Annotated in this window: 23 protein-coding genes; 21 read left to right on the top strand and 2 right to left on the bottom strand. The window is 39.5% G+C overall.

Translation table 11 applies throughout. The features are described 5' to 3' along the window. Both helD and ndk read left to right on the top strand, forming a co-directional pair. Positions 1-2,319, top strand: coding sequence for an RNA polymerase recycling motor HelD (gene helD, locus LMC10_RS03865; RefSeq protein ID WP_229268979.1), 2,319 nt, complete (start codon positions 1-3; stop codon positions 2,317-2,319). A gap of 87 nt (positions 2,320-2,406) precedes the next feature. Then, positions 2,407-2,850: a nucleoside-diphosphate kinase gene (gene ndk / locus LMC10_RS03860; RefSeq protein ID WP_003665559.1), complete on the top strand. Its 444-nt coding sequence runs from the start codon at positions 2,407-2,409 to the stop codon at positions 2,848-2,850. A 53-nt stretch (positions 2,851-2,903) separates the two neighbouring features. Here the strand turns inward: ndk and LMC10_RS03855 are convergent, their stop codons facing one another. Then, entirely contained in the window at positions 2,904-3,863 is a 960-nt protein-coding gene (locus LMC10_RS03855; RefSeq protein WP_229268978.1) for a DNA-methyltransferase, read from the bottom strand. A 277-nt stretch (positions 3,864-4,140) separates the two neighbouring features. On the opposite strand from LMC10_RS03855, the gene trpS reads away from it, so the two are divergent. The 5 genes from trpS (at position 4,141) to LMC10_RS03830 (ending at position 9,159) form a co-directional block, all read left to right on the top strand. Beyond that, positions 4,141-5,163: a tryptophan--tRNA ligase gene (trpS, locus tag LMC10_RS03850; protein WP_169470833.1), complete on the top strand. Its 1,023-nt coding sequence runs from the start codon at positions 4,141-4,143 to the stop codon at positions 5,161-5,163. 143 nt (positions 5,164-5,306) lie between these two features. After that, entirely contained in the window at positions 5,307-6,248 is a 942-nt protein-coding gene (locus LMC10_RS03845) for a Ppx/GppA family phosphatase (protein WP_003665564.1), read from the top strand. Then, positions 6,241-7,503, top strand: coding sequence for a hydroxymethylglutaryl-CoA reductase, degradative (locus tag LMC10_RS03840; protein ID WP_229268977.1), 1,263 nt, complete (start codon positions 6,241-6,243; stop codon positions 7,501-7,503). Before LMC10_RS03845 ends, LMC10_RS03840 begins: the two co-directional genes overlap by 8 nt. After that, the gene (locus LMC10_RS03835) at positions 7,496-8,455 is read left to right on the top strand and encodes an IpaB/EvcA family protein (RefSeq protein ID WP_229268976.1); all 960 of its coding nucleotides are present in this window, start codon (positions 7,496-7,498) and stop codon (positions 8,453-8,455) included. Before LMC10_RS03840 ends, LMC10_RS03835 begins: the two co-directional genes overlap by 8 nt. Positions 8,456-8,460: 5 nt before the next feature. Then, positions 8,461-9,159 (top strand): NAD-dependent protein deacylase, encoded by a 699-nt coding sequence (locus LMC10_RS03830; protein WP_216271234.1) that lies wholly within the window; start codon positions 8,461-8,463, stop codon positions 9,157-9,159. 54 nt (positions 9,160-9,213) lie between these two features. Here LMC10_RS03830 and LMC10_RS10480 read toward each other — a convergent pair whose 3' ends face one another. Beyond that, a complete protein-coding gene (locus LMC10_RS10480) occupies positions 9,214-9,339 on the bottom strand; it encodes a hypothetical protein (RefSeq protein WP_267495627.1) in 126 nt (41 codons plus the stop codon). A gap of 268 nt (positions 9,340-9,607) precedes the next feature. Between LMC10_RS10480 and LMC10_RS03825 the strand changes: the two genes are divergently transcribed. The 14 genes from LMC10_RS03825 to LMC10_RS03760 all read left to right on the top strand — a co-directional run bounded on the left by LMC10_RS03825 (position 9,608) and on the right by LMC10_RS03760 (position 23,335). Continuing rightward, positions 9,608-10,456, top strand: coding sequence for a DUF72 domain-containing protein (locus LMC10_RS03825; protein WP_229268975.1), 849 nt, complete (start codon positions 9,608-9,610; stop codon positions 10,454-10,456). Between the two features lie 77 nt (positions 10,457-10,533). Beyond that, positions 10,534-12,561, top strand: a complete 2,028-nt coding sequence (gene metG / locus LMC10_RS03820; RefSeq protein WP_229268974.1) for a methionine--tRNA ligase — start codon at positions 10,534-10,536, stop codon at positions 12,559-12,561. Continuing rightward, a complete protein-coding gene (locus tag LMC10_RS03815; RefSeq protein ID WP_229268973.1) occupies positions 12,554-13,372 on the top strand; it encodes a TatD family hydrolase in 819 nt (272 codons plus the stop codon). The genes metG and LMC10_RS03815 overlap by 8 nt, the downstream gene beginning before the upstream one ends. Beyond that, the gene (gene rnmV, locus LMC10_RS03810; protein ID WP_229268972.1) at positions 13,369-13,935 is read left to right on the top strand and encodes a ribonuclease M5; all 567 of its coding nucleotides are present in this window, start codon (positions 13,369-13,371) and stop codon (positions 13,933-13,935) included. Before LMC10_RS03815 ends, rnmV begins: the two co-directional genes overlap by 4 nt. Continuing rightward, the gene (gene rsmA / locus LMC10_RS03805) at positions 13,928-14,821 is read left to right on the top strand and encodes a 16S rRNA (adenine(1518)-N(6)/adenine(1519)-N(6))-dimethyltransferase RsmA (RefSeq protein ID WP_229268971.1); all 894 of its coding nucleotides are present in this window, start codon (positions 13,928-13,930) and stop codon (positions 14,819-14,821) included. Before rnmV ends, rsmA begins: the two co-directional genes overlap by 8 nt. Before the next feature lie 90 nt (positions 14,822-14,911). Continuing rightward, complete coding sequence (locus tag LMC10_RS03800) at positions 14,912-15,154, top strand: Veg family protein (protein ID WP_003665581.1); 243 nt, start codon at positions 14,912-14,914, stop codon at positions 15,152-15,154. Between the two features lie 184 nt (positions 15,155-15,338). Next, a complete protein-coding gene (ispE, locus tag LMC10_RS03795) occupies positions 15,339-16,190 on the top strand; it encodes a 4-(cytidine 5'-diphospho)-2-C-methyl-D-erythritol kinase (protein ID WP_229268970.1) in 852 nt (283 codons plus the stop codon). A 310-nt stretch (positions 16,191-16,500) separates the two neighbouring features. Next, positions 16,501-17,412, top strand: a complete 912-nt coding sequence (locus tag LMC10_RS03790; protein ID WP_229268969.1) for a metal ABC transporter solute-binding protein, Zn/Mn family — start codon at positions 16,501-16,503, stop codon at positions 17,410-17,412. A 7-nt stretch (positions 17,413-17,419) separates the two neighbouring features. Continuing rightward, entirely contained in the window at positions 17,420-18,091 is a 672-nt protein-coding gene (locus LMC10_RS03785) for a metal ABC transporter ATP-binding protein (protein WP_003667190.1), read from the top strand. After that, complete coding sequence (locus tag LMC10_RS03780) at positions 18,091-18,888, top strand: metal ABC transporter permease (RefSeq protein WP_229268968.1); 798 nt, start codon at positions 18,091-18,093, stop codon at positions 18,886-18,888. The genes LMC10_RS03785 and LMC10_RS03780 overlap by 1 nt, the downstream gene beginning before the upstream one ends. A gap of 253 nt (positions 18,889-19,141) precedes the next feature. Beyond that, positions 19,142-19,987 carry a pur operon repressor gene (purR, locus tag LMC10_RS03775; protein ID WP_229268967.1) on the top strand — a complete coding sequence of 282 codons (846 nt, stop codon included), beginning with the start codon at positions 19,142-19,144 and terminating at the stop codon, positions 19,985-19,987. A 3-nt stretch (positions 19,988-19,990) separates the two neighbouring features. Further along, positions 19,991-21,358, top strand: coding sequence for a bifunctional UDP-N-acetylglucosamine diphosphorylase/glucosamine-1-phosphate N-acetyltransferase GlmU (gene glmU / locus LMC10_RS03770; RefSeq protein ID WP_003665587.1), 1,368 nt, complete (start codon positions 19,991-19,993; stop codon positions 21,356-21,358). A gap of 74 nt (positions 21,359-21,432) precedes the next feature. Further along, the gene (locus LMC10_RS03765) at positions 21,433-22,422 is read left to right on the top strand and encodes a ribose-phosphate diphosphokinase (protein WP_003667197.1); all 990 of its coding nucleotides are present in this window, start codon (positions 21,433-21,435) and stop codon (positions 22,420-22,422) included. A 169-nt stretch (positions 22,423-22,591) separates the two neighbouring features. Beyond that, complete coding sequence (locus LMC10_RS03760; RefSeq protein WP_229268966.1) at positions 22,592-23,335, top strand: hypothetical protein; 744 nt, start codon at positions 22,592-22,594, stop codon at positions 23,333-23,335. The last annotated feature ends 72 nt before the right edge of the window (positions 23,336-23,407 follow it).

The raw sequence follows: 23,407 nt of genomic DNA, 5'->3' as shown, positions 1-23,407 counted from the left end.
ATGGAAAATCATGAACGAGAAACGGAGCAAGCGCGGGTTGATAATGTTGAAAAACAAATTGACCAACAGGTAGCTGCTACCACTAAAGCTGTTGAAGATGCTCATCGTGAAACACGGGCAGTTGAACGTAATTATAGTGAAAATGCATCCATTAACCGTTATGAAGTTGATGATATTGCCGAATCTCGGTCAATGATTGAACAGCAGCGACAATTGGTTTCACGAGCAGCGGAAAGTGAATCAATTCTAAAGCACCAGTTAAGAACTTTGAAAAACTTAAAAGGGTCACCGTATTTTGGCCGGATTGATATTCAAGATCCTGGTGAAGATAAGAGTGAAACGCTATATATTGGTACTTCTTCCTTAATGAATGAAGATAAAACAGACTTTTTAATTTATGACTGGCGGGCACCGATTTCTGGGGTTTACTATAATGGTACCCTTGGGAAAGTCAATTATGAAACGCCAGCTGGGATGCAAACCACAGAATTAAAAAAGAAACGCCAATTCACTATTAAGGATGGTAAGATCACTAACATGTTTGATACCAATGAAACGGTTGGTGATGAAGTTTTGCAAGCAGCTCTTGGAAAGCAAAATGACCAGTATATGCATAATATTGTGGCAACAATACAAAAAGAGCAAAATGATATTATCCGTGATACGCGTAGTGATCTTTTGCTAGTACAAGGAGTGGCTGGTTCGGGAAAGACTTCAGCGATCCTTCAGCGAATTGCATACTTGCTTTATCATAGTCGAACAGAATTGAATGCTGACCAGATTGTCCTCTTTAGTCCCAATAATTTATTTAGCCACTATATTTCTGAAGTTTTGCCAAGTCTTGGTGAAAGAAATATGCGGCAAGTAACATTAGAAGGGTTTATCCGGCGGCGTTTTGAGGGCTTACAAGTAGAAACATTATTTGATCGCTATGAAGAACGGCAAACACCTGAAAATGCTTCTCATGTTGTTGCTGACTTTATTGAAAGCGAATCTTTTATGACGTCAATTGCACATTATGTCGAGAAAATGACAATTGAGGATTTGCAGTTTGCTGATATTCGCTTTAATGGTCAAGTTTTCTTTTCGGCTGATCATGTCAAAGATCTTTATAAAGAATTACCATTGACGATGGCTCCTGCTGATAAGTTAGTTCAATTAAAAAATAAGTTAATTCGTGAATTGCAGCGGCGAGTTAAAGATGAAGCTAAAAAAGATTGGGTAGCTAAAGAATTGGATTCACTTGATTTACAACAATTGCACAACCTTTATGGTAAGAAGACAATTGATGACTTTAAGGATGAAGATGAGCAATATGCTTACCTTTCGCGGCGCTTAGCTAAACGACGCTTACGTGTGATTGCAGATGCGATCTATAATAATTACTTTCTCGATTTTTATAATCAATATAATAAGTTTTTGCATCAGGTTGAGGTGCCTAAAACAATTAGTCAGCGGGAATGGGCAACAATGATTCTTGCTTTTCAAGATGAGATTGAATATCATCGGCTGGAATTAATGCATGCGGCACCTTTGATGTATCTGCGTGATTTGATTTCCGGTACAGGACAAAATCGTTCTTTTCAATATGTATTTATTGATGAGATGCAAGATTATTCAACAGCGATGTTAATCTACTTAAAACACGCCTTTCCCCAAGCTAAATTTACGGTCCTCGGTGATAGTGAACAGGCTCTTTTTAAGCCATTGCAGCTACCAGAAGAGTTATTAAACAAACTTAGTGGGGTATTAAAGGCAAAGCGACCTAATCTAATTGCTTTACGGCGGAGTTATCGTTCCACGACGGAGATTACTAATTTTGCGAAGGCCTTGTTGCCGGATGGAGATGAAATAATTTCCTTCACTCGCCATGGAAAGAAACCACGCTTGTTAGTCCGTTATTCTGATAAAGAGAGTCAGCAAAGCTTGTTAGATGAGACGCTTAAATTAGCTGCCGAACATGAAACTGTAGCGATCTTAACCAAAAATCAAGAGCAAGCCGCTGTTATTTATCAATTACTTCACCGGCAAAAGGTTGAAAACATTCATCTCCTCGATAAGGATGCAAGTGAATTGCCAAAGGGGATCTTAATTCTCCCAATTTACTTAGCAAAGGGGCTTGAATTCGATGCTGTCCTTGCTGCGGATGTCTCTGCTAAAAACCTAGCTAATACTGATGAAGTCGGTATGATCTATACAATGGCATCACGGGCAATGCATGAACTGGTCCTTTTAAGCAACGGTTCAGTTAGCGACGCAATTAGCGAGAAAGCTGGGCGTCTTTTAACGATTGAATATCAATTGCCAAATAAAAATTAAATTTTTCTATTGTCTAAAAACGCTTTCAAGAAGTGTCGACTTATGATAATCTAATGGAGTAGATATAGAAAAAGGAGATGCTTCGCCATGGTTAAAGACGAATACACACTTGTACTAGTAAAGCCTGATGGGGTAAAGACTCGTCATATTGGAGACATTATTACCCGTATTGAACGGAAAGGATATAATATTGAAGCTCTTAAGATGATTGACCCATCAGAAGAAAAGCTTCGTCAACATTATTTTGATAAAGTTGACAAACCATTCTTTCCTGAATTGTTAGAATACATGACAGAAGGACCAATTGTCGGAATTGTTGTTTCTGGTACTAATGTAATTCAAGCTATTCATAACATGGCAGGTGCTACTAACCCTGGTGAAGCTGAATGGGGAACAATTCGTGGTGACTATGGTCGTGAATGGCCTGATGGTAACTTACGAAATATCATTCATACGTCTGATAACGTTAATAGTGCTACTCGCGAAATTGGTATTTGGTTCCCAGAATTTGATATTAAGGATAAGCAGTAGAATTAAAGAGAGGCTGAGAAAAAACTTCGTTTTTTCAACAGCCTCTCTTTAATTTATTCATCACTTGCCCTTTGTTGGCGTTTAATTTTTCGTTGTACTGCCAAGGTATTGCGTTCCCAAAAGACCCCGTCAGTGTAGCCTTGGATGCTAGGATCATCTTTTATTTGATTAAGTCGGTACTGTCCCCATGCACAATATAGAAGACTTTGCTCGATTCCAAGATAGTGGCGATTGAGCTTAGCAGCAGTTACTAAACTCGAACCGGAACCAGCAAAAGGATCAAAAATGAAGTCATTGGGATTAGAACTGGCAAGAATGATTTTTGCAAGCAATTTCTCGGGCTTCTGTGTTGGGTGACCAGTATTTTCAGGCATTGACCAATACGGAATTGAAATGTCATCCCAAAAGTTAGAAGGCATCGTATCCCGAAAGTTACCATTTTTAGTAGCTTGCCAGTCTTTAGCTACCCCATCTTGCCGATAAGGAGCTACCACCTGTCGTCGCTGTTTAACTTGGTCGACATTAAAGGTGTAATCACTTGGGTTAGCGGTCAAAAACCAAATATCCTCCATCCCGTTTTTCCAATTTTTCATTGAACCTCGGCCCTTTTCTCGCTGCCAAGTAATCCGGTTTTGAATTGTAAAATTTTTTTCCAGGATCGGTGCAAGTGCCATGCTGGTTGCCCAATCAGAAAAAACATAGATACTAGCATTTTCTTTTAATAATGGCTTTAAGAGGTCAATCCATTTTTGCGTGTAAGTTTGATATTGGTTTGTGGACATTTTTTTAAAGCTTAAACCATCATACTGTTTGTTAAGATTGTAAGGAGGGTCAATAAGAGCGAGATCAACCTGATGTGGTGATAAATTAGTCATTACTTTGAAGGAATCCCCGTTGATAATCTTATCGGATATTGTCTGGAGATTATCAGTAGGTTGAATAATTTGATTAAGGAGCTCAGGTGAAGCTTCCTCAAGCGTGAAATCAATTGTTTTATTTCTTTTTGAGCGCATATAGACCACTCCTGTTCGACGTTTAATATTATTATACTTGTCATATTCAGGATTGTCTTGCCTTTTTAGTAGGAGTTGGATTAAAATTAAAGATATTAAGTAGCGCGAGCCTTAGCGAGGGACGGTCGGTGAAAAGGTCCCCAAAGTGCGAAATGGTCACAACAAGATACATAATGAGCGGCAATAATGATTGCAATTTAGGTGGCACCGCGCGAAAAGCGTCCTATTTAGTTTATATGACTAAGTAGGGCGTTTTGTAATTTAGGAGGAATTTAAAATGGCAGAAGAAAAACACGTTATTTTAACTGGTGATCGACCAACAGGTAAGTTGCATATTGGACACTATGTAGGTTCGTTAAAGAATCGGGTTGAATTACAAAATACGGGTAAATATGATACCTTTATCATGATTGCTGACCAGCAAGCATTGACTGATAATGCCCGTGATCCTGAAAAAATCCGTCGAAGTCTCCATGAAGTTGCTCTTGATTATTTGGCAGTTGGAATTGATCCAAAGAAATCGACAATTTTGGTTCAATCACAAATTCCAGCATTGAGTGAATTAACGATGCACTATCTTAACTTAGTAACTGTTGCGCGTTTACGCCGAAACCCAACTGTTAAGACTGAGATTAAGCAAAAGAAGTTTGGTGAAAGTGTGCCGGCTGGATTCTTTACTTATCCAGTAAGCCAAGCAGCAGATATTACAGCATTTAAGGCTGATACAGTGCCGGTTGGTGACGACCAAGAACCAATGCTTGAACAAACGCGTGAGATTGTGCGGACATTCAATCGAATTTACCAACAAGATATTTTAGTTGAGCCTGAAGGGGTATTCCCACCAAAGGGTCAAGGACGGATTCCAGGGCTAGATGGTAATGCAAAGATGAGTAAGTCGCTTGGCAATGCAATTTATCTTTCCGATGATGCTGATACAGTGCAAAAGAAAGTAATGTCGATGTATACTGATCCAACACATATCAAGGTTAGTGATCCTGGTCACGTTGAAGGCAATACTGTCTTTACTTACCTTGACATCTTTGATCCAGACAAAGAGCAAGTTGCTAAATTGAAGGAGCAATACCAAGCTGGTGGCCTTGGGGATGTTAAGATCAAACGTTACTTAAATGAAGTTCTTGAAGCTGAACTTGAACCAATTCGCAAGCGGCGTGAAGAGTATGCAGCTAATATTGATTATGTTGATCAAGTTCTTAAAGAAGGCTCAGCACGGGCAAATGAGGTTGCAAACCAGACGCTTAAAGAAGTTCGTGATGCAATCGGGATTAACTACTTTGGCTAAAAATATAAACTAAAAAAGCGAGGCTGTTAGGAAAATAAGTTTTTCCCTGAGCCCCGTTTTTTTTCGTGTCTCCCATAGCAGAACATGGTAACATAAAAGAGATGTATTTATACGAAAAATAATTAATTAAAGCGGAGGTGAAAATGGTGGAAAACCTCGCGATTGTAGACCTCGGCTCAAACTCGGCCCGAATGGCAATAACAGAAATTGCTCCAGATGGACGATTTCGTGAAATTCGACGTGTAAAAGAAAATACACGTTTATCTGAGGGAATGGGACGAGAAAAAATGTTACAAGAGAGTGCAATTGAACGCACAATTGCGGCTCTAAAACGATTTAAGAAAATCTACCAAGAGATTCCCAATATTAAAGTTCGTGCGATCACAACTGCTGCAGTTCGGCAAGCACGAAATCGTCAAGAGTTTTTGAATCGTGTTCAACAAGAAGTCGGTATTCATCTACAAGTTTTATCTGGTAAAAAAGAAGCCTATTATGATTACCTAGGCGTTGTTCGGACATTGCGACTTAACCACTGTTTGATTCTAGATGTTGGTGGAGCAAGTTGTGAATTGATATTGGTGCAACAGCGAAAAGCACGTAATTTGATTTCTATTCCGGTGGGAGCTGTTAATTTATCAGAACAATACCACTTAAATGGCTATGTTCGTTCGGCTGACCTTTTTCGTGCTCAGGTAGCTATGAATGAACGATTGACCAAGATTCCGTGGTTACGATATGCAACGCGTGTTCCGATTGTTTTATTAGGTGGTGCTAACCGGACTTTGGCGCGCATGACTCAATCCTATCATCACCATCACCGCCGAAACGGTTCGATTCATGGGTATCAACTCTCCTCACGAGTAGTATTTGCGACTTACCGTGAATTATTAAATCGGAACTTGGCCCAGCGTAAACGGATGACTGGCCTAGAACCGGAACGAGCAGATATTATTATTGGTGGAATGCTGCCTCTTGTAACCCTTTTGCAACGCAACAGTGATGGCCGGGTTATTTTTTCAGAGAGTGGTGTCCGCGAAGGAATCATCACTGAATATGTAAATCAAAGGAAGCGACACCATGACTGATTGGCAACACGGTTTTTATAAGTTATCTGCCGATGATCGACGTCAACAATTAGCAAAAGCTCGTCACCTATCCCCTATGGAAGAGCAAGTATTAGCAAATACAAGTTCAGATTTAGGGGATGAGTTAGTCGAAAATTATATTACTGATTATTCTTTACCTGAAGGAGTAGCCTTAAATATAACCGTAAATAATCGTCCATATGTTGTGCCAATGGTGATTGAAGAACCATCAGTCATAGCCGCTGCTAGCAATGGTGCACACCGGGTAAGTAGGTCGGGAGGATTTACTGCTCCTCGGCAAGACCGACAATTAGTGGGGCAAGTTGTGTTAGATGACGTGACCGATAAAGCAGCAGTTAAAGCATGGTTATTAGAACACCAAGATGAGATTTTAACAATTGCTAACCAGGCTCATCCCTCAATGCAGGCACGAGGCGGGGGTGCGAAGTCGATGAAAGTTCGCACCCCTGGGGACTTTATTAGCATTGACCTAGGGATTGATGTTTGTCAGGCAATGGGCGCTAATAGTGTCAATACGATGGCAGAAGAGGTTGGGAAATGGTTAACAGACCAGGGCTTCCATGTTATTACCGCAATTTTAAGCAATCTTGCCACGCAGAGTCTGCAAACCGCTACTTGTAAAGTTGATTTTCGATACTTAGCAACTCCGGAGATGGATGGTAAAGAGGTTGCTCAACGAATTGCTCGTCTTAGTGATCTTGCACAAGTTGATCCTTATCGAGCAGCTACCCATAATAAAGGAATAATGAACGGGATCGATGCGGTCATGATCGCCAGTGGAAATGACTGGCGGGCAATTGAAAGCGGGGCCCATGCCTATGCTGCTCGTGATGGACAATATCGAGGATTAAGTACTTGGGAAATCCAGGACGACTACTTGGTAGGAAAAATTGTTCTTCCTTTACCAGTTGGTGTAATTGGTGGTTCAATTGGATTAAATAAGATGACAAAAATAAACTATCATATTAGTCAAATTAAAAGTGCCGAAGAGTTAGCGGCAGTGACAGCAAGTGTCGGATTAGCACAAAATTTGGCTGCTTTGCGGGCATTGACAACTACTGGGATTCAAGCTGGTCATATGAAACTCCAATATCGCTCATTAGCGGCAAGTGTCGGAGCTACGCCAGCAGAAGTACCGTTAGTGGTAGCTCAATTAAAGCAGCGATCACATGTTGACCAAGCACTTGCTAAAGAAATATTATCAACAATCAGAAAGGACCAAGTTAATGACTGAAGAGAGAATCACACTAAATAAAGAAAATCAAGCACTCCTTGATCAGGTTAACAGTCTATATCCTGAAGGCAGTGTCTTTGTTCAGTTTCATGGTGACAAGTCAGGATACGTTCGCCATGACCAAGCAACTCAACAAACTATTCCTGGTGCTTTGGTTATTATAGTGACTGACTTGACTGCCCCAAATTACACTGCTTCACATGAGTTATTGCACCTTTTGATGTTGCTAAAAGGGTTTCCACAAATCTTTTTCCAACTGTCTCTTGGTGATAAGGAACTCGATGAACAGATGATGATTATGTCAACGGATTTGTATAACATTGCCATGCATCGAGTAGTGGTTGCAGAACAACGTAAGCATGGTTTTATTACCGATGAGATTGAAGAGCAGTATCTAAAAGGGATTGAACACACATTAACTCCGGAAAAAGAGGAAGATGATGAACGGACGTTGCGGTTATTAACCCTTTTGGATGCCTTAGTCTTTTATGGTGATCACATTTCAAAGTATGAAAAAATTTTGGCAGAAAAGTACCCTCTCGCACTAGCTGCAGCCAAAAAGATGTATGCTGAGATTACAAAGAAGCCAATTAAGTCACCATTCGATATGCGCCGGTCAATTGTTAAGATTTATTCTTTGTTTGATCAACAAATGCAGGAATGGGGCTTACCAGCCTTACATAATAATGAATATACAACTCTCTCACCGGTATTAAGTGCCCGGCAATTACGTTTAGAGATGCGTCAAGTTTTTGAAATCTATCACTCTGATATGAAAGAACGGGGGACAGATAAGCGTGCCTATGTTGGTCTTCGGCGGAATGATGGTCAAAATTCGTTTACTCTTCCGGCACCGGCTCAAAATGCGCCAGAAGAATTTAAGAAGATATATGATCAACCAGTGAAGGAATTTCTTGAACAGAATAGCATTCCATACATTGTAAGGAAGTGAGTTAGATGGATGCGACGATTCAAAAAACATTTGACGACGCAAAAAATATTGTCTTTCTAACGGGAGCTGGTGTCTCAACTGCTTCTGGTATTCCTGATTTTAGGTCAGCAAACGGTTTATATACGCAAAATCGGAATGCTGAATATTATTTAAGTCACCGTTATTTTGTTAGTGATCCAGAAGGCTTTTACGAATTTTGCAAGCAGAATTTATATTTTCCAGATGCAAAGCCTAACGTAATTCATCAAAAACAGGCAGCGTTGACGCAACAGGATCGTGCGACAGTTATAACGCAAAATATTGATAACTTATATGAAGAAGCTGGAACAAAACACTTAATTGATTTTCATGGGAATCTCTTCCACGTTTATTGTGAAAAGTGTCATGAAACAGTTCCGGTGAGTGAATATTTGAATAGTCGCTTGCATCAAAAGGATAATGGTCCCTTGCGTCCGGATATTGTGTTATATGATGAAGGAATTAAGCAAGAGGATATTGTCAATTCTGTCAAGGCAATGCAACAAGCTGATTTAGTTGTGATTGTGGGTACTTCGATGAAAGTATACCCATTTGCGGGCTTGCTAGATTACCGCAATCCAAATGCAAAGGTGATTGCTGTTAATCAGCAGTTATTGCAATTTCCTTTTGACTTTCAAATGGTTCAGGACGACGCAACAAAATTCTTTGACGAATTAAAAGTATAAAAAAGAAGCTGCAGTTGTCTGAGGACAATTTCCAGCTTCTTTTTGCTCCAGTAGTTATTCAAAGAAAACGACCTTCCCATCAACTTTGAATGGGAGTGCTACTAAATGAGAACCCTTCTTTTTAGTAGCAGCCTTTTCTTGATAAAAAATGTGACGAATACCTTTGTTCTTTAGTAGCATTTCTGATCGCTCCTTTCATATTGTTCACTTGTAAAATAACATGTTTTGAATGTTTTTCCTAGAGAAATAACGAAGTATGAGAAACGCTTTCATTTTAATATGTGAAAATAATGCATAATCCGTTCGCTTTTTACTGCAAAAATGAATAAAAGCGATAAAAGCAACGATTCGAGTCCTTAAAAAATGAATATAGATTTATTTTGTGGTGTATAAGAATTTGCTAAGTAATTTGATGAGGATTTTTGAGGTACGAAAGAGAGGATTAAAGATGAAAATAACAATGGGGATGACAACTTGGACAGAGCATCCAGTACTCATTCATGATGAACAACGCCCAGTAAGGCTTGATGAGTATGCTCAACATTTTCCAGTCGTTGAGGTGGATACTTTTTTCTATGCTTTACCTCAGATATCAACGATTCAAAACTGGCTTGCTACTGTTCCCCCAACTTTTCAGTTTATCGTTAAAGCTAACCAGAAAATGACATTGCATCAGCGAAATCAAGAACGTGGCGAACTGGAACAGGTCTTTCAACAATATCGCCGGACAATCTCACCCTTAGTAGCTGCTGGGCAATTAAAGACGATATTGTTTCAGTTTCCTCCATATTTTGATGCAACTGTGCGTGACTTTTCCTACTTACGATTAATTCGAGAATGGTTAGGAAACTTGCCAATTGCAGTCGAATTTCGTAATCAAACTTGGTATAAGAAAGAAATTTTACCGTCAGTCTTAGATTTCTGTCGTGAACTCAATTTCACATTAGTGGCCGCTGATGAACCCCATAATACGCCAACGTCCGTACCGTTTTTGCTTGCAACAACTAATCCCGACTTAGCAATGTTGCGCCTTCATGGTCGTAATCGAAAAGGATGGGAAAATCAAGGAAAAGAATGGCGGAAAACGCGGACTTTATATCGATATTCGACGGAAGAACTCCAATTCTTTAAAAAACAAATTGAGTCCTTGCAGCCGCAACCTAAAGAACTCTGTGTTATCTTCAACAATAACTCAGCTAAGGATGCCGCACCCAATGCATTGAGTCTTCAAAAAATGATGAATATTGAATTCGAGGGATTGGCACCTAAATCGCCAGAACAGCTTGATCTGTTTTAGGATGGAGCAAGTCCTAATAAAATGCTATACTAAATGTTAAATCTTAATTAGTAATATCTTAGAAAGAGGGGCCTCATATGGCTGAACAAAAACCAACTTATTACATTACAACACCAATTTACTATCCATCTGGTAAACTTCATATTGGTAATTCATACACAACAATTGCATGTGATGCAGAAGCACGTTTTAAGCGTTTGATGGGCTATGACGTATTCTACTTGACAGGAACCGATGAGCATGGCCTTAAGATTGAACAAAAGGCTGAAAAGCTCGGTATGAAGCCACAAGAATACGTTGATCAAATGGCTGCCCAAATTAAAGAGCTATGGAAAAAACTTGAAATTACAAATGACAAGTTTATTCGGACAACCGATGACTACCATGAAAAAGCTGTCCAAAAGATTTTTCAACAATTGCTTGACCAAGGGGATATTTACAAGGGCAAGTATACTGGTTGGTACTCGGTTGATGATGAAGAATACTTCACAGAAAGTCAGTTAGCAGAAGTTTACCGTGATGAAGACGGTAATGTGATCGGTGGAAAAGCGCCATCAGGTCATGAAGTTCAATTAGTTGAGGAAGAATCATACTTCTTTAAGATGAGCAAGTATGCTGACTGGTTAATGAACTACTATAAGGAACATCCTGATTTTATCGAACCACAATCACGGATGAATGAAATGATTAATAACTTCTTAAAGCCAGGACTAGAAGATCTTGCAGTTACGCGGACATCATTTAACTGGGGGGTTAAGGTTCCTAGTGATCCTAAGCACGTGGTATACGTATGGATTGATGCATTATCAAACTATATTACTGCACTGGGATATGGTAGTGATGATGATAGTCTTTTCAAGAAGTACTGGCCTGCTGACGTTCATATGGTAGGAAAAGAAATTGTTCGTTTCCATACGATTTACTGGCCAATCATGCTTCATGCGCTTGGCTTACCATTGCCAAAACACATCATCGGTCATGGCTGGTTAACAATGCGTGACGGTAAGATGTCGAAATCAAAGGGAAATGTTATTTATCCTGAAACTCTTGTTGATCGCTACGGCCTTGACGCCACACGTTACTACTTATTGCGGGCAATGCCATTTGGTAATGATGGCGTCTTTAGTCCAGAAGACTTTGTTGATAAGGTAAACTATGATCTTGCTAACGATCTAGGAAACTTGCTCAATCGGACTGTTGCGATGATTAATAAGTATCAAAATGGTAAATTAGTTGGCGCTAATGATGCAACGACTGATTTTGATGCTGATTTAGAACAAACTGCTAGTGATGTAATTGCTGAGTATAAAGAATTAATGGATAAAACACGGTTTGCTGAAGCATTGGCAACTGTTTGGAAGCTGGTTAGTCGTGCTAACAAGTACATTGATGAAACTGAACCATGGGTATTAGCAAAAGATGATAGTAAGAAGGATGTATTATCTGATGTGATGACTCATCTAGCAAAGAGTTTACGGATTATTGCAGCCCTAATTCAACCAATTATGCCGCATGCACCAAAACAAATTGTTGAACAACTTGGGATTGAAGGGACTGACTTATCATTAACTGATCTTCAATTTAATGATTTCCCAGCAGAAGCTCAGGTTGTCGCCAAAGGAACTCCGATCTTCCCACGTTTGGACGTGAAGGCCGAGGTTGAGTTTATTAAGAGCAAGATGACAGCAAACGAGAAGAAGAAAGGAAGAAAGGCAATGGCTGAAGCAAAAGAAAAAGCCCAAGAAACAGCACAAGAAGAGAAAACAGATGGCAAAAAGCCAATTCGGATTGATGTCTTTGACAAAGTTGAATTGAAAGTAGCTCAAATCACTGCTGCCGATCATGTAGAAGGTGCTGATAAGCTTCTAAAATTCCACATGGATGATGGAACAGAAGAAGGTCGTCAAATCCTTTCTGGAATTGCTAAATGGTATCCAGATCCTTCTGTTTTAGTAGGTAAGAAAGTTTTGATTGTTGCTAATTTGAAACCACGGAAAATGCGGGGCGAATTAAGCCAAGGAATGCTTTTGTCTGCTGAAAAAGACGGTAATGTTCAAGTAGTAACTGTTCCTGACAATTTAGTACCTGGAATGGGCGTTGAATAAAGTGCGTAATCATCAACACCAGCAATTGGTTTATGATTCCCATACCCACCTAAATGACGATGCGTTTTATGATGATGTGCCTGCCTTTATTAACCGTGCTGCTCATTATGGCGTGACGGAGATGAATATTGTTGGCTCAAACCAACTACTGAATACCCGTGCCTTAAAGTTGGGACACCAGTATGATAACCTGCATCCAATTATTGGTTGGCATCCAGAAGATATTGCTAATTGGAATAGTGAAACCAAGAAAGAGTTACGCCAACAATTAGCAGATCCCTTAGTTGTAGGAATTGGAGAGATTGGCTTAGATTATTATAATGACGAGCATTCTCCTCACCGGCAACAACAAGAAATTTTTGCTGAACAGCTTGAGTGGGCGCGAGAACTTAAATTACCGGTCTCAATTCACTGCCGGGATGCACTAGCTGATACGTATGAAATTTTGCGGAATGCCCACGTCGATGAATTTGGCGGGGTTATGCATAGTTTTAACGGGACGCCAGAATGGGCAGAGAAATTTATGGATCTCGGGATGATGATTTCATTTAGTGGTGTCGTAAGCTTCAAAAATGCGACAGAAGTCCATGAAGCAGCATTAGTTGTTCCCCTGGAAAAGATGATGGTTGAAACGGATGCTCCTTACCTAACTCCACTTCCATACCGAGGAAAGCAAAACGAACCCGGTTTTACTAAATTTACGGTGGATGCAATTGCAGATTTAAAGCAGGTTGATGCTGGCAAAGTGGCATATAAAACATTTACGAACGCCCGCCGCTTATTTTTGGAAAATGAAGAAAGAGGCCTATGATTAGAATAAAAGAAGTTATAGTTGTTGAAGGTAAAGATGATACTAAGCAAATTTTAAAAGCGGTTGATGCCGATACTTACGAAACAAATGGATCTGCAATTTCAACGGCTGACTTGGCGAAGTTAAAAAAATTGCAAGCAAGCCGAGGCCTAATTGTTTTTACTGATCCAGACTTTAACGGGGAGCGGATTAGAAAAATAATCAGTGAAGCTATTCCTGGCGTTAAGCATGCTTTTATTAAACGAAAAGATGGTGTGCCAACTGAGACTCACGGTAGCTTAGGAGTTGAGCATGCAACGCCAGCAATTATAAAATCAGCTTTGGAGCACCTTTATACTCAAACAACGACACCTCAGCAAGTTTTTAAGCGAGAAGATTTGCAAAAATGGGGATTAACAGGTCAAGCAGATTCACGAAAACGGCGTGAAAAGTTAGGGCAATTACTCGGAATCGGTTATGGAAATGGGAAACAATTGATTCACCGTTTAAACATGTTTCAAGTTGACCGGGCAACATTTGAAAAAGCGATTAAGCAAATAAATCAGGAGGCAGATCATGAGTAATTCACCAGAAATTGGTAGTCGAACACGTACCCGCGCGATAATGGAAAAGTACGGGATCCGAACAAAAAAGAGTTTCGGCCAGAATTTCCTTACTGATTTGAACGTCTTAAAAAATATCGTTGAGGCAGCGGATATTACAGCTAATGACAATGTAATTGAGATTGGTCCCGGAATTGGTGCTTTAACGGAGCAATTAGCACAAGCGGCGGGAGAAGTTTTAGCCTTAGAAATTGATCAAGATTTAATTCCGGTATTAAAAGAAGTATTATCACCATATGATAATGTAAAAGTGATTAATCAAGATGTCCTTCAAGCTAATTTACCAGAGTTAATCAAAAAGGAATTTAAGGATCCTAGTCGACCAATTAAGGTGGTTGCCAATCTTCCTTATTACATTACGAGTCCCATTCTAATGAATTTGCTGGCTAGTCCTGTTGAGTGGGCGACGATTTGTGTGATGATGCAAAAGGAAGTTGCTCAACGACTCACTGCTAAACCAGGAACTAAACAATATGGTGCGTTGACATTAGCGATTGAATACCAAATGCAAGCTAAAATTGCTTTTGATGTTTCACGAAAAGTATTCGTGCCGTCACCTAATGTTGATTCAGCAATTGTGGTATTAACGCCACGGACAAATCCGCTTCCAGTTCAGCCTTTTGATAAGCAAAAATTATTTGGCTTTATCCGGGGATGCTTTGCTCATCGTCGCAAGAGTCTTTGGAATAACTTGCAAAGTGTAATTGGTAAGGATCCGGCGATAAAAGAGAAAATGACTGCTGTTTTAGCTCAGCTGGATATTTCGCCACAAATCCGGCCGGAAAAGTTAACCCTCGAACAATTTATTGAACTTGCGAATGCTCTTCACCAGCAAAATCTCTTGTAAAAGATGGTTGACCGTTATAAAACATTATGGTACAATTTTGCTTTTTGTGTAAAAAAAGAGTATGCTAGTCTACAGTGAGGTGAAGGAGTCGTGCCTAATAGCATTGTAGAAATTAAGAAGAAGCTAGATGAGCGGATTGGCGAGCATGTTTTAGTAAAAGCGCAAGCTGGACGTAAACGTATTACCACCCATCACGGTATTTTAAGTAAGACTTATCCTGCAGTATTTGTTATTCATTTAAATGATGAACAAGGAACATTGGATCGAGTTTCCTATAGTTATACTGATTTGTTAACACGAAATATTTCAATTGCCTTCGATGAAGCAGAATAAACTGATAAATTAAAATTCATATTTATAAAATAATAGGAGTGAGTAAAAATACCTTTCAACAGGAAGGCAGTTTTTATTCACTCCTTTTGCTTTAGGAATAGTTAGGAAACAGTAGTTGCAAGGATTATAGTTCCGTTAGTATAATTTAACTAACTAAATTATTACAAATAAGGAGGGTTGCCGGATGATAGTTACAGAAAAAGCACCAGCAAAATTGAATTTGAGTTTAGATACGCCGATGCGATATTTTGATGGTTCTCCTCAATGGGATATGGTAATGGTCTCGGCAGACCTGGCTGATTATGTAACTGTTGAGACACACCGGCGCCCTGCAACAATTAAAGTCTATACAAATAGTGGCTTTTTACCTAATGACCAACGTAATCTAGCATACCAAGCAGCTCATATTTTACGTAGTCGTTTTCATTGTAAAGATGGTGTTACGATTCGGATTAAGAAGCAAATCCCGGTTGCGGCCGGATTGGGTGGTGGCTCTTCAGATGCAGCGGCAGTTTTACGAGCATTAAATAGTATTTGGCGGTTGGGATTGAGTTTATCAGAATTAGCAAAGATCGCATTAACGATTGATTCTGATGTCCCGTATTGTATATACAACAAATTAGCCCATGTTACTGGTCATGGTGAAAAAATTGAATTGTTACCACCACAACCCCACTATTGGGCCGTGATTGCAAAACAAAAGATCAGTGTCTCCACACCGCAAATTTTACGGCAAATTAATTATGAAAAGCTTCATCATCTTAACAATGAAGCTTTACTTGCGAATCTAAAGGAAGAGGATTGGCAAGAAGCGACAAAATATATGGGAAATGTTTTAGAGCCTTTAACGATGAAGTTTTATCCAGAAATCGGTCGTTTAAAGAATAAGATGAAAGAATTGGGGGCCGATGTTGCACAAATGAGCGGGACGGGACCAACCGTCTTCGCAATCTGCCATACAGAATCGCGAGCAAAACGGATTCAAAATAGTATCCGGGGATTTTGTCGCGACGTTCATGTTGTAACTTTGCTTTGATCATATTTAAGGACAATAGATAGGAAGTGGGAAATAATCTCCTCGACAAGGCGGTGGGCTAAGCTAGAACGATGATTGGCACGGCACACGGGCTGATTACCGTTCGTACTTAGCCTCGAGCCTTGTGACGACGCGAAGCTAGTTCCACGTTATCTTGCTATTGTTTGTGAAAACAGTTGAGGCTGAGAGAAAACAAAGTTTTCTCTCAGCCTCTTGTCCTTTTTATTTTTATAGTTGCAATCCGACATAAAGTTCGATATTATATTCATTGTTCTAAATAGTAATGATTACGATTAAAAAGAGGGAAAGAATGAAAAAATATATTATCGGTATTAGTAGCATTATTGCTTTGTTGGTTATAATTCTTGGTTTATCCTTTGTTCCGTGGAAATCGATGGGGAAAAATCAAAAGCCAATTAGAGTGGTAACCGGATTGAATTTCTATGGTGAAGTAGCACAGAAAGTAGCTGGCGATCATGGCCAAGTGATTTCATTTATTGACAATGCTTCAGTTGATCCCCATGATTATCAACCCAATACTAAGCAAGCCCAGCAAGTTGCCAAAGCCAATGTAGTAATTGAAAATGGCCTTGGCTATGATAGCTGGGTAAACAAACTTGTTAAATCAAGCAGTAATCGTAATAAGATTAAGGTAATTGATGTGGCATCATTAACCGGTAAGAAAGCCGGTGACAATGAGCATATTTGGTATGCGCCTGAGACGGTCGAAAAGTTAGCAAATGACCTTGCAACTCAATATGGCAAAATTGATCCGCAACACGCTAAGGATTACCAAAAGAATGCGCGAAAATATTTAGCTTCTCTTCAACCACTTAATGAAGAAATTGCGAAAGTGAAGCGCCAGGTAAATCCTAATAATAATCGTGTTGCAGTTAGTGAACCAGTTTTTGATTACGCCTTAGAAAATGCTGGTTATCAAATTATGGACAAACATTTCGAAAAAGCTGTTGAAGATGGAAACGATCCATCACCAAAAGATATTGAAGAAATTCAACAAGCAATCATTAATCACCAAATTGCCTTCTTTGTTGATAATTCGCAGACAAGTGATAAAGTTGTTGATAATTTAGTTAAGCTTGCCCATGAACATGATGTTCCAGTATTAAAGGTAACGGAAACAAAGCCGAATGGGGATGACTATATGCAGTGGATGCTTAAGCAATACCAAGCATTGTCTCGCATTCAACAAAAGGAGAATTAAGAAGATAATGGCAGTTGTATCAGTTGATGATTTAACGATCGCTTATGGAAATCATACTGTAATCGATCATTTAAGCTTCTCCATTAATGAAGGGGATTTTCTCGTCGTGGTTGGTGAAAATGGGGTAGGAAAAACGACTCTTGTTCGCTCGATGCTTGGTTTTTTAAAACCGAAAAGCGGGACAATAACTATTCCACAAAGTACGCGTCTTGGTTACGTTCCTCAGTTTCGTAATATTGATGAGGAATACCCACTTTCTATTCGTGATTTTGTTGCTTTAAATACTAAACCACGCCTTTTACCATGGCTGACTAAAAGCGAGCGAAACCGTGTTGAACGGATGATTCGTGAAAATAACCTAACAAAGATTGCTGAACGGCCCCTTGGTTTAGCATCAGGGGGTGAGAAGCAACGAGCATATCTTGCTCAAGCTTTATTACCCAATCCAAATCTCCTTATTCTGGACGAATCGACGGCAAGTCTGGACAATGAAATGAAGTATGAATTGCTAGACCTGGTAACTCGTTTTCAACAAAATGGTTTGAGTGTAATGTTTATTACTCATGATTGGGATCTAGCAGAACAATATGGAACTCGTTTCTTGTATTTGTCTCCCGGTTCTTATTCCACTGGGCCAATTAATGAGTTACCCAGTCCGGTAAAGGGGGATAAAAAGTAATGTTAACTTTAAGTTTTATGCGTCATGCATTTGTCGCTAGTACATTTATTGCGATTATTTGTGGAATTATTGGAGTTTTTGTCGTTGCACGAAATTTATCATTCTTAACGCATACCTTGTCTGAAATTGGATTTGCTGGTGGTGCTTTTGCCGTTTTTGCTGGATGGCCAGCACTAAATGGGATGATTCTGTTTACAATGTTAAGTTCAGTTATTGTTGGACAAATGAGTATAAAAGAATCACGACGAGAAGCGGTTATTAGTGCCGTTTCAGCGCTGTTCATTGGCTTAGGAATTCTTTTCTTATCTTTGAGCAGTCAGTCAGCTAGCTCAGCAACAAGTATTTTGTTTGGTAGTGTGGTTGGAATTAGTTTGAATGAGGTATGGCAACTTGTCTACCTTTCTATTCTTGTTTTGGTCATTCTATTGTTAATGTATCGCCGGCTTAAGTTTGACTCCTTTGATGCGATTGGTGCGCAGGTCAGTGGGATAAATCAAACAATAATTTCTGTTGTTTTTCTTTTATTACTTGCTTTGAGTGTTAGTGTCGCTGCTCAGATTGTCGGTTCTTTGCTAATTTTTATTCTCCTAACATTACCCGCTGCTAGTGCTAAATACTTTACGCATGGTGTAGCACGGATGATTATTTTAGCAATTTTATTTTCACTGTTAGGCACATGGCTTGGTCTTTTTCTCGGTTATTTGACAGATTGGCCGGTTAGTTTCTTTATTGCAGTGATTGAAGTTATTATCTATACAGTGGCTCTGCTTTATAGTAAATTTATCGAATCAAATTAATTTTATTGAAGAAGGCGGGGCAGAGGTAAACAGCACAGTATAACAATGGTCTCTAACACTCAAAGTTAAATGTTAGAGACCATTATTACTTGCGAAGACTGTTAGAGACTAACTTTGCATCAAAAAATGAGATCATGAGTGATCGCTGGCCTCCACCCTTTTTCTCAGTAAATACTAAAATTTTGCCGAAAATCCGAACATTTTATGTTAAAATCAATGTTAATTAATCCTTTTTGAAAGGCAGAGAAAGAACATGAAAATTAGACGGAGTAACCGATTGGTGGATATGACACGTTACTTGCTTGAACATCCGCGATCATTAGTATCGTTGAAGTTTTTTGGTGAGCGTTACGACTCAGCTAAGTCATCAATCAGTGAAGATTTAGGAATTGTTAAACATACCTTCCAAACTTGGGGACAGGGACGATTAGAAACAATTCCTGGTGCAAGTGGTGGCGCGGTATTAACGCCATTTTATTCTAAGGAAAATGCTCAGGCGGCCATTGATAACTTGGTTGACCGGGTTAATGATGACTCGCGTTTGCTACCGGGAGGTTATGTTTACTTATCAGATTTAATCGGCCAACCAGAAATTTTACGGCAGATCGGTAAGTTAATCGCTACTCAATACGTTGATACTGATGTTGATGTTATTATGACAGTTGAGACTAAAGGAATTCCGATTGCTCAAAGCGTTGCGATGTATATGAATAAACCATTTGTTATTGTTCGTAATAGTTCACACATTACTGAAGGACCTACTGTAAGCGTTAATTATGTTTCTGGGTCCGTCCAACGGATAAAGAAGATGGAATTGTCCCGTCGTACATTATCAGCTGGGGCGAATGTCTTGGTTGTTGACGACTTTATGAAGGGCGGCGGCACGATTAACGGAATGAAATCTTTGATTAAAGAATTTGATGCTAACTTGGTTGGAATCACTGTCTTTGCAGAGGGTCGTCCAGTAAACGGGCAACGGTTAGTCGATAACTGTACTTCATTAATCAAAGTGGAAACCAAAGATGGCACGGAGAAGAAGATTGCAGCACAAGCAGGAAGCTTCATGGCAAACGTGTTTGATAAGAAAGTGGAGAATTAGGAAATGACAAAACGTAATGCAATTATTTTAGCTGCTGGTAAAGGTACACGGATGCGCTCAAAGCTATACAAGGTTTTACACCAAGTTTGTGGTAAGACAATGGTTGAGCATGTTTTAACCCAATTGGAAAAGGCCAAGATTGATAATATTATTACAATTGTTGGTTTTGGGGCGGAAACAGTTGAACAGCAATTGGGACACCGTACTAAGTATGCGCTTCAAGAACAACAGCTTGGAACTGGACATGCCGTAATGCAAACAAAAGACCTTCTTGCAAATGAAGATGGTGAAACTATTATTGTCAGTGGTGATACTCCTTTATTTACAGCTGAGACTTTTGAAAAGCTCTTTGAATATCATGAACAGCGGCATGCGGCAGCCACTATTTTGACTTCTATTGCTCCTGATCCAACTGGTTATGGCCGGATTGTGCGAAATGATGTTGGAATCGTTGAACGAATCGTGGAACAAAAAGATGCTACTGTTCAAGAACAGGCAATTAAGGAAATTAATACCGGGGTTTACTGTTTTGATAACAAGAAACTCTTTGCAGCCCTTAGCAAGATCACGAATGATAATGCTCAGGGTGAATACTATTTAACTGATGTTATTGGCATTTTAAAGCAAGAAAATGAGATCGTAACAGCCTACAAGATGGATAACTTTGACGAATCAATGGGGGTAAATGACCGAGTTGCCCTTGCACGCGCAAACAAGGTAATGCGTAACCGGATTAATACTCATTGGATGCGTGAAGGGGTTTCAATGATTGATCCTGAAACAACTTATATTGATGCTGATGTTAAGATTGGTCGCGATACAGTTATTGAAGGTGGCGTTGTGATCAAGGGGCATACAGAAATTGGTAACGATTGTTATATCGGTGCTGGTTCACGGATCACTGATTCCAAGATTCACGATGGGGTTAAAATCATTTCTTCTACCCTTCAAGAAGCAGAAATGCACAATGGCAGTGATATCGGTCCTAATAGTCACTTGCGTCCAGAAGCAGAAATTGGCGAAAATGTTCATATTGGTAACTTCTGTGAGGTTAAGAAGGCTTACATTGGTGAAGGAACAAAGGTCGGTCATTTGACTTATATCGGTAATGCTACTTTAGGTAAGAATATTAATGTTGGCTGTGGAGTTGTCTTTGTTAACTACGATGGGACAAATAAGCACCATACCAATGTTGGGGACCATGCCTTTATCGGTAGTAACAGTAACCTAGTGGCTCCGGTTAATATTGCTAAGGATTCATTTGTCGCTGCTGGTTCGACCATTACAGACAGTACAGAACAATATGATATGGCAATTGCGCGGGCACGGCAGGTTAATAAAGAAAATTATGCTAAGAAGCTACCATGGTAACTTGCTTTTTGCCTCACTAATTTATATTATGTAAGTGGTAGTAGTATAACTTTTATTAATCAGCGGAGGACCTAATGACACAGCAATATTTTGATCAAAATTTAAAAATCTTTGCGTTAAATTCAAACCGTCCCTTAGCAGAAAAGATTGCTAAGCATGTCGGGGTTGATTTAGGAAAATTATCTGTTAATCGTTTTAGTGATGGTGAGATCCAAATTAATATTGAGGAAAGTGTGCGAGGAGACAATGTTTATGTCATCCAGTCGACTTCTGCCCCAGTTAATGACAACTTAATGGAGTTGTTAATTATGGTAGATGCGCTTCGTCGTGCTAGTGCCAAGACGATTAACGTGGTGATGCCATACTATGGTTATGCCCGTCAAGACCGAAAAGCACGGAGCCGTGAACCAATCACTGCTAAGTTGGTTGCTAATATGTTGCAAAATTCCGGTGTTGATCGGATTATTGCACTTGATCTTCATGCCGCACAAATTCAAGGGTTCTTTGATATCCCTGTCGATCATTTGATGGGTGCTCCTCTTTTAGCAGAGTATTTTATCAACCAGGGTGTTGCTGAAAATGCAGTTGTTATTTCTCCTGATCATGGTGGAGTAACACGGGCGCGAGCACTTGCCGAGTTTTTAAAATCTCCAATTGCGATTATTGACAAGCGGCGTCCACGGGCGAATGTTGCTCAAATCATGAATATTATTGGAGACGTTAAGGGTAAGAAGTGTATTATGATTGATGACATGATTGATACTGCGGGAACTATTAGTTTAGGTTCGCAAGCATTAATAGATGCCGGTGCAGAAGAAGTCTACGCATCATGTACCCATGCGGTATTATCTGGCCCAGCAATTGAACGTTTACGGAATGCACCACTTAAAGAAGTTGTTGTAACGGACTCAATTCAATTGCCAAAAGAAAAACAAATCGATAAAATCAAGCAGGTATCGGTTGCTCCACTAATTGGGGATGCAATCAAACGGATTAACGAAAATCGTCCGGTTAGTCCACTATTTAAGCAAGTATTTCAAAGTGCACAGCTAGAAAAGAAGTAAGGCTTAAGTAAACTGAGATTAGTAAATAAGTAGGTCGAAAGGAAAAATCGTTTTCTTTCGGCCCTTTCTTATATTCCATTTCTGTTTTAAAAGAAAATAAAGATTTGGGAAAGACAAACAGTCATTATCAATTCATGTTATAATACGATGTGAAATAAGGAGGAGAAAAATGACAACAATTAAGTTTTTCAAAAAAGCAATGGTTGGAACAGCTGCAGTCGCTACTATCTTTGCCTTAGCTGGTTGTGGTAAACAATCTGCGTCAAGTAGTGATACAAGTTCTTCCAGCACATCGTCGTCTGTCCGTTCTTCCGAAAGTAAAGCTTCAAAGGCTTACCGTACAGCTAATAAGCTTATCCAAAATCATGATTATGAAGGGGCTTATGAACAGTTAAACCAATTAAATGATCATAATGCTCAAACGGAAGCACTTGCTGATGATTTACAAAGCTACATGGATGCCCAAAAAGCATATGAAAATGGCGATTATGATGGTGCTAAGAACAATTTGAAATCACAAAAGTCAACTAGTCCGGCAATGCGGAATGCATACGCTGATTTACAAAGCAAGGTAAGTTCTGCACAGGGTTCTACTAGTTCTCAAGCTTCATCATCTACTAATAATGGCAAGCAAACAAATAAGCAATCCAGTTCTACAAGTGCAGCAACTCAACAATCATCCTCTGCTGCTAACCAAGCTGCATCTGATGCAACTAGCGATAATGTAGTACAACAATTTGCTAACAAGATGGGCTTTAGTGGCTCTCAAGGTTACCAAATTATGCCAACTGGTAAGACTGGTAATGTTTACAAGTTTGAAGTTCGGCAAAATAATAGTGATAACACTGTTGCAAGCTTGATTGGTATTTACCAATATAACAGTCAAACTGGAGCGGTAACAAAGATCGCTTAATAATTTATTGATAATAACGATATTCGAGCAAGAGCCAGCGAATAAGTAGCTGGACTCCTGCTTTTTTGTATG

The sequence above is a fragment of the Limosilactobacillus reuteri subsp. simiae genome, from assembly GCF_020784875.1.
GTDB classification, from domain to species: Bacteria; Bacillota; Bacilli; order Lactobacillales; family Lactobacillaceae; genus Limosilactobacillus; species Limosilactobacillus reuteri_H.
Note: the sequence above shows the minus strand (reverse complement) of the source record. Positions and strands in the feature narration are given on the sequence as shown.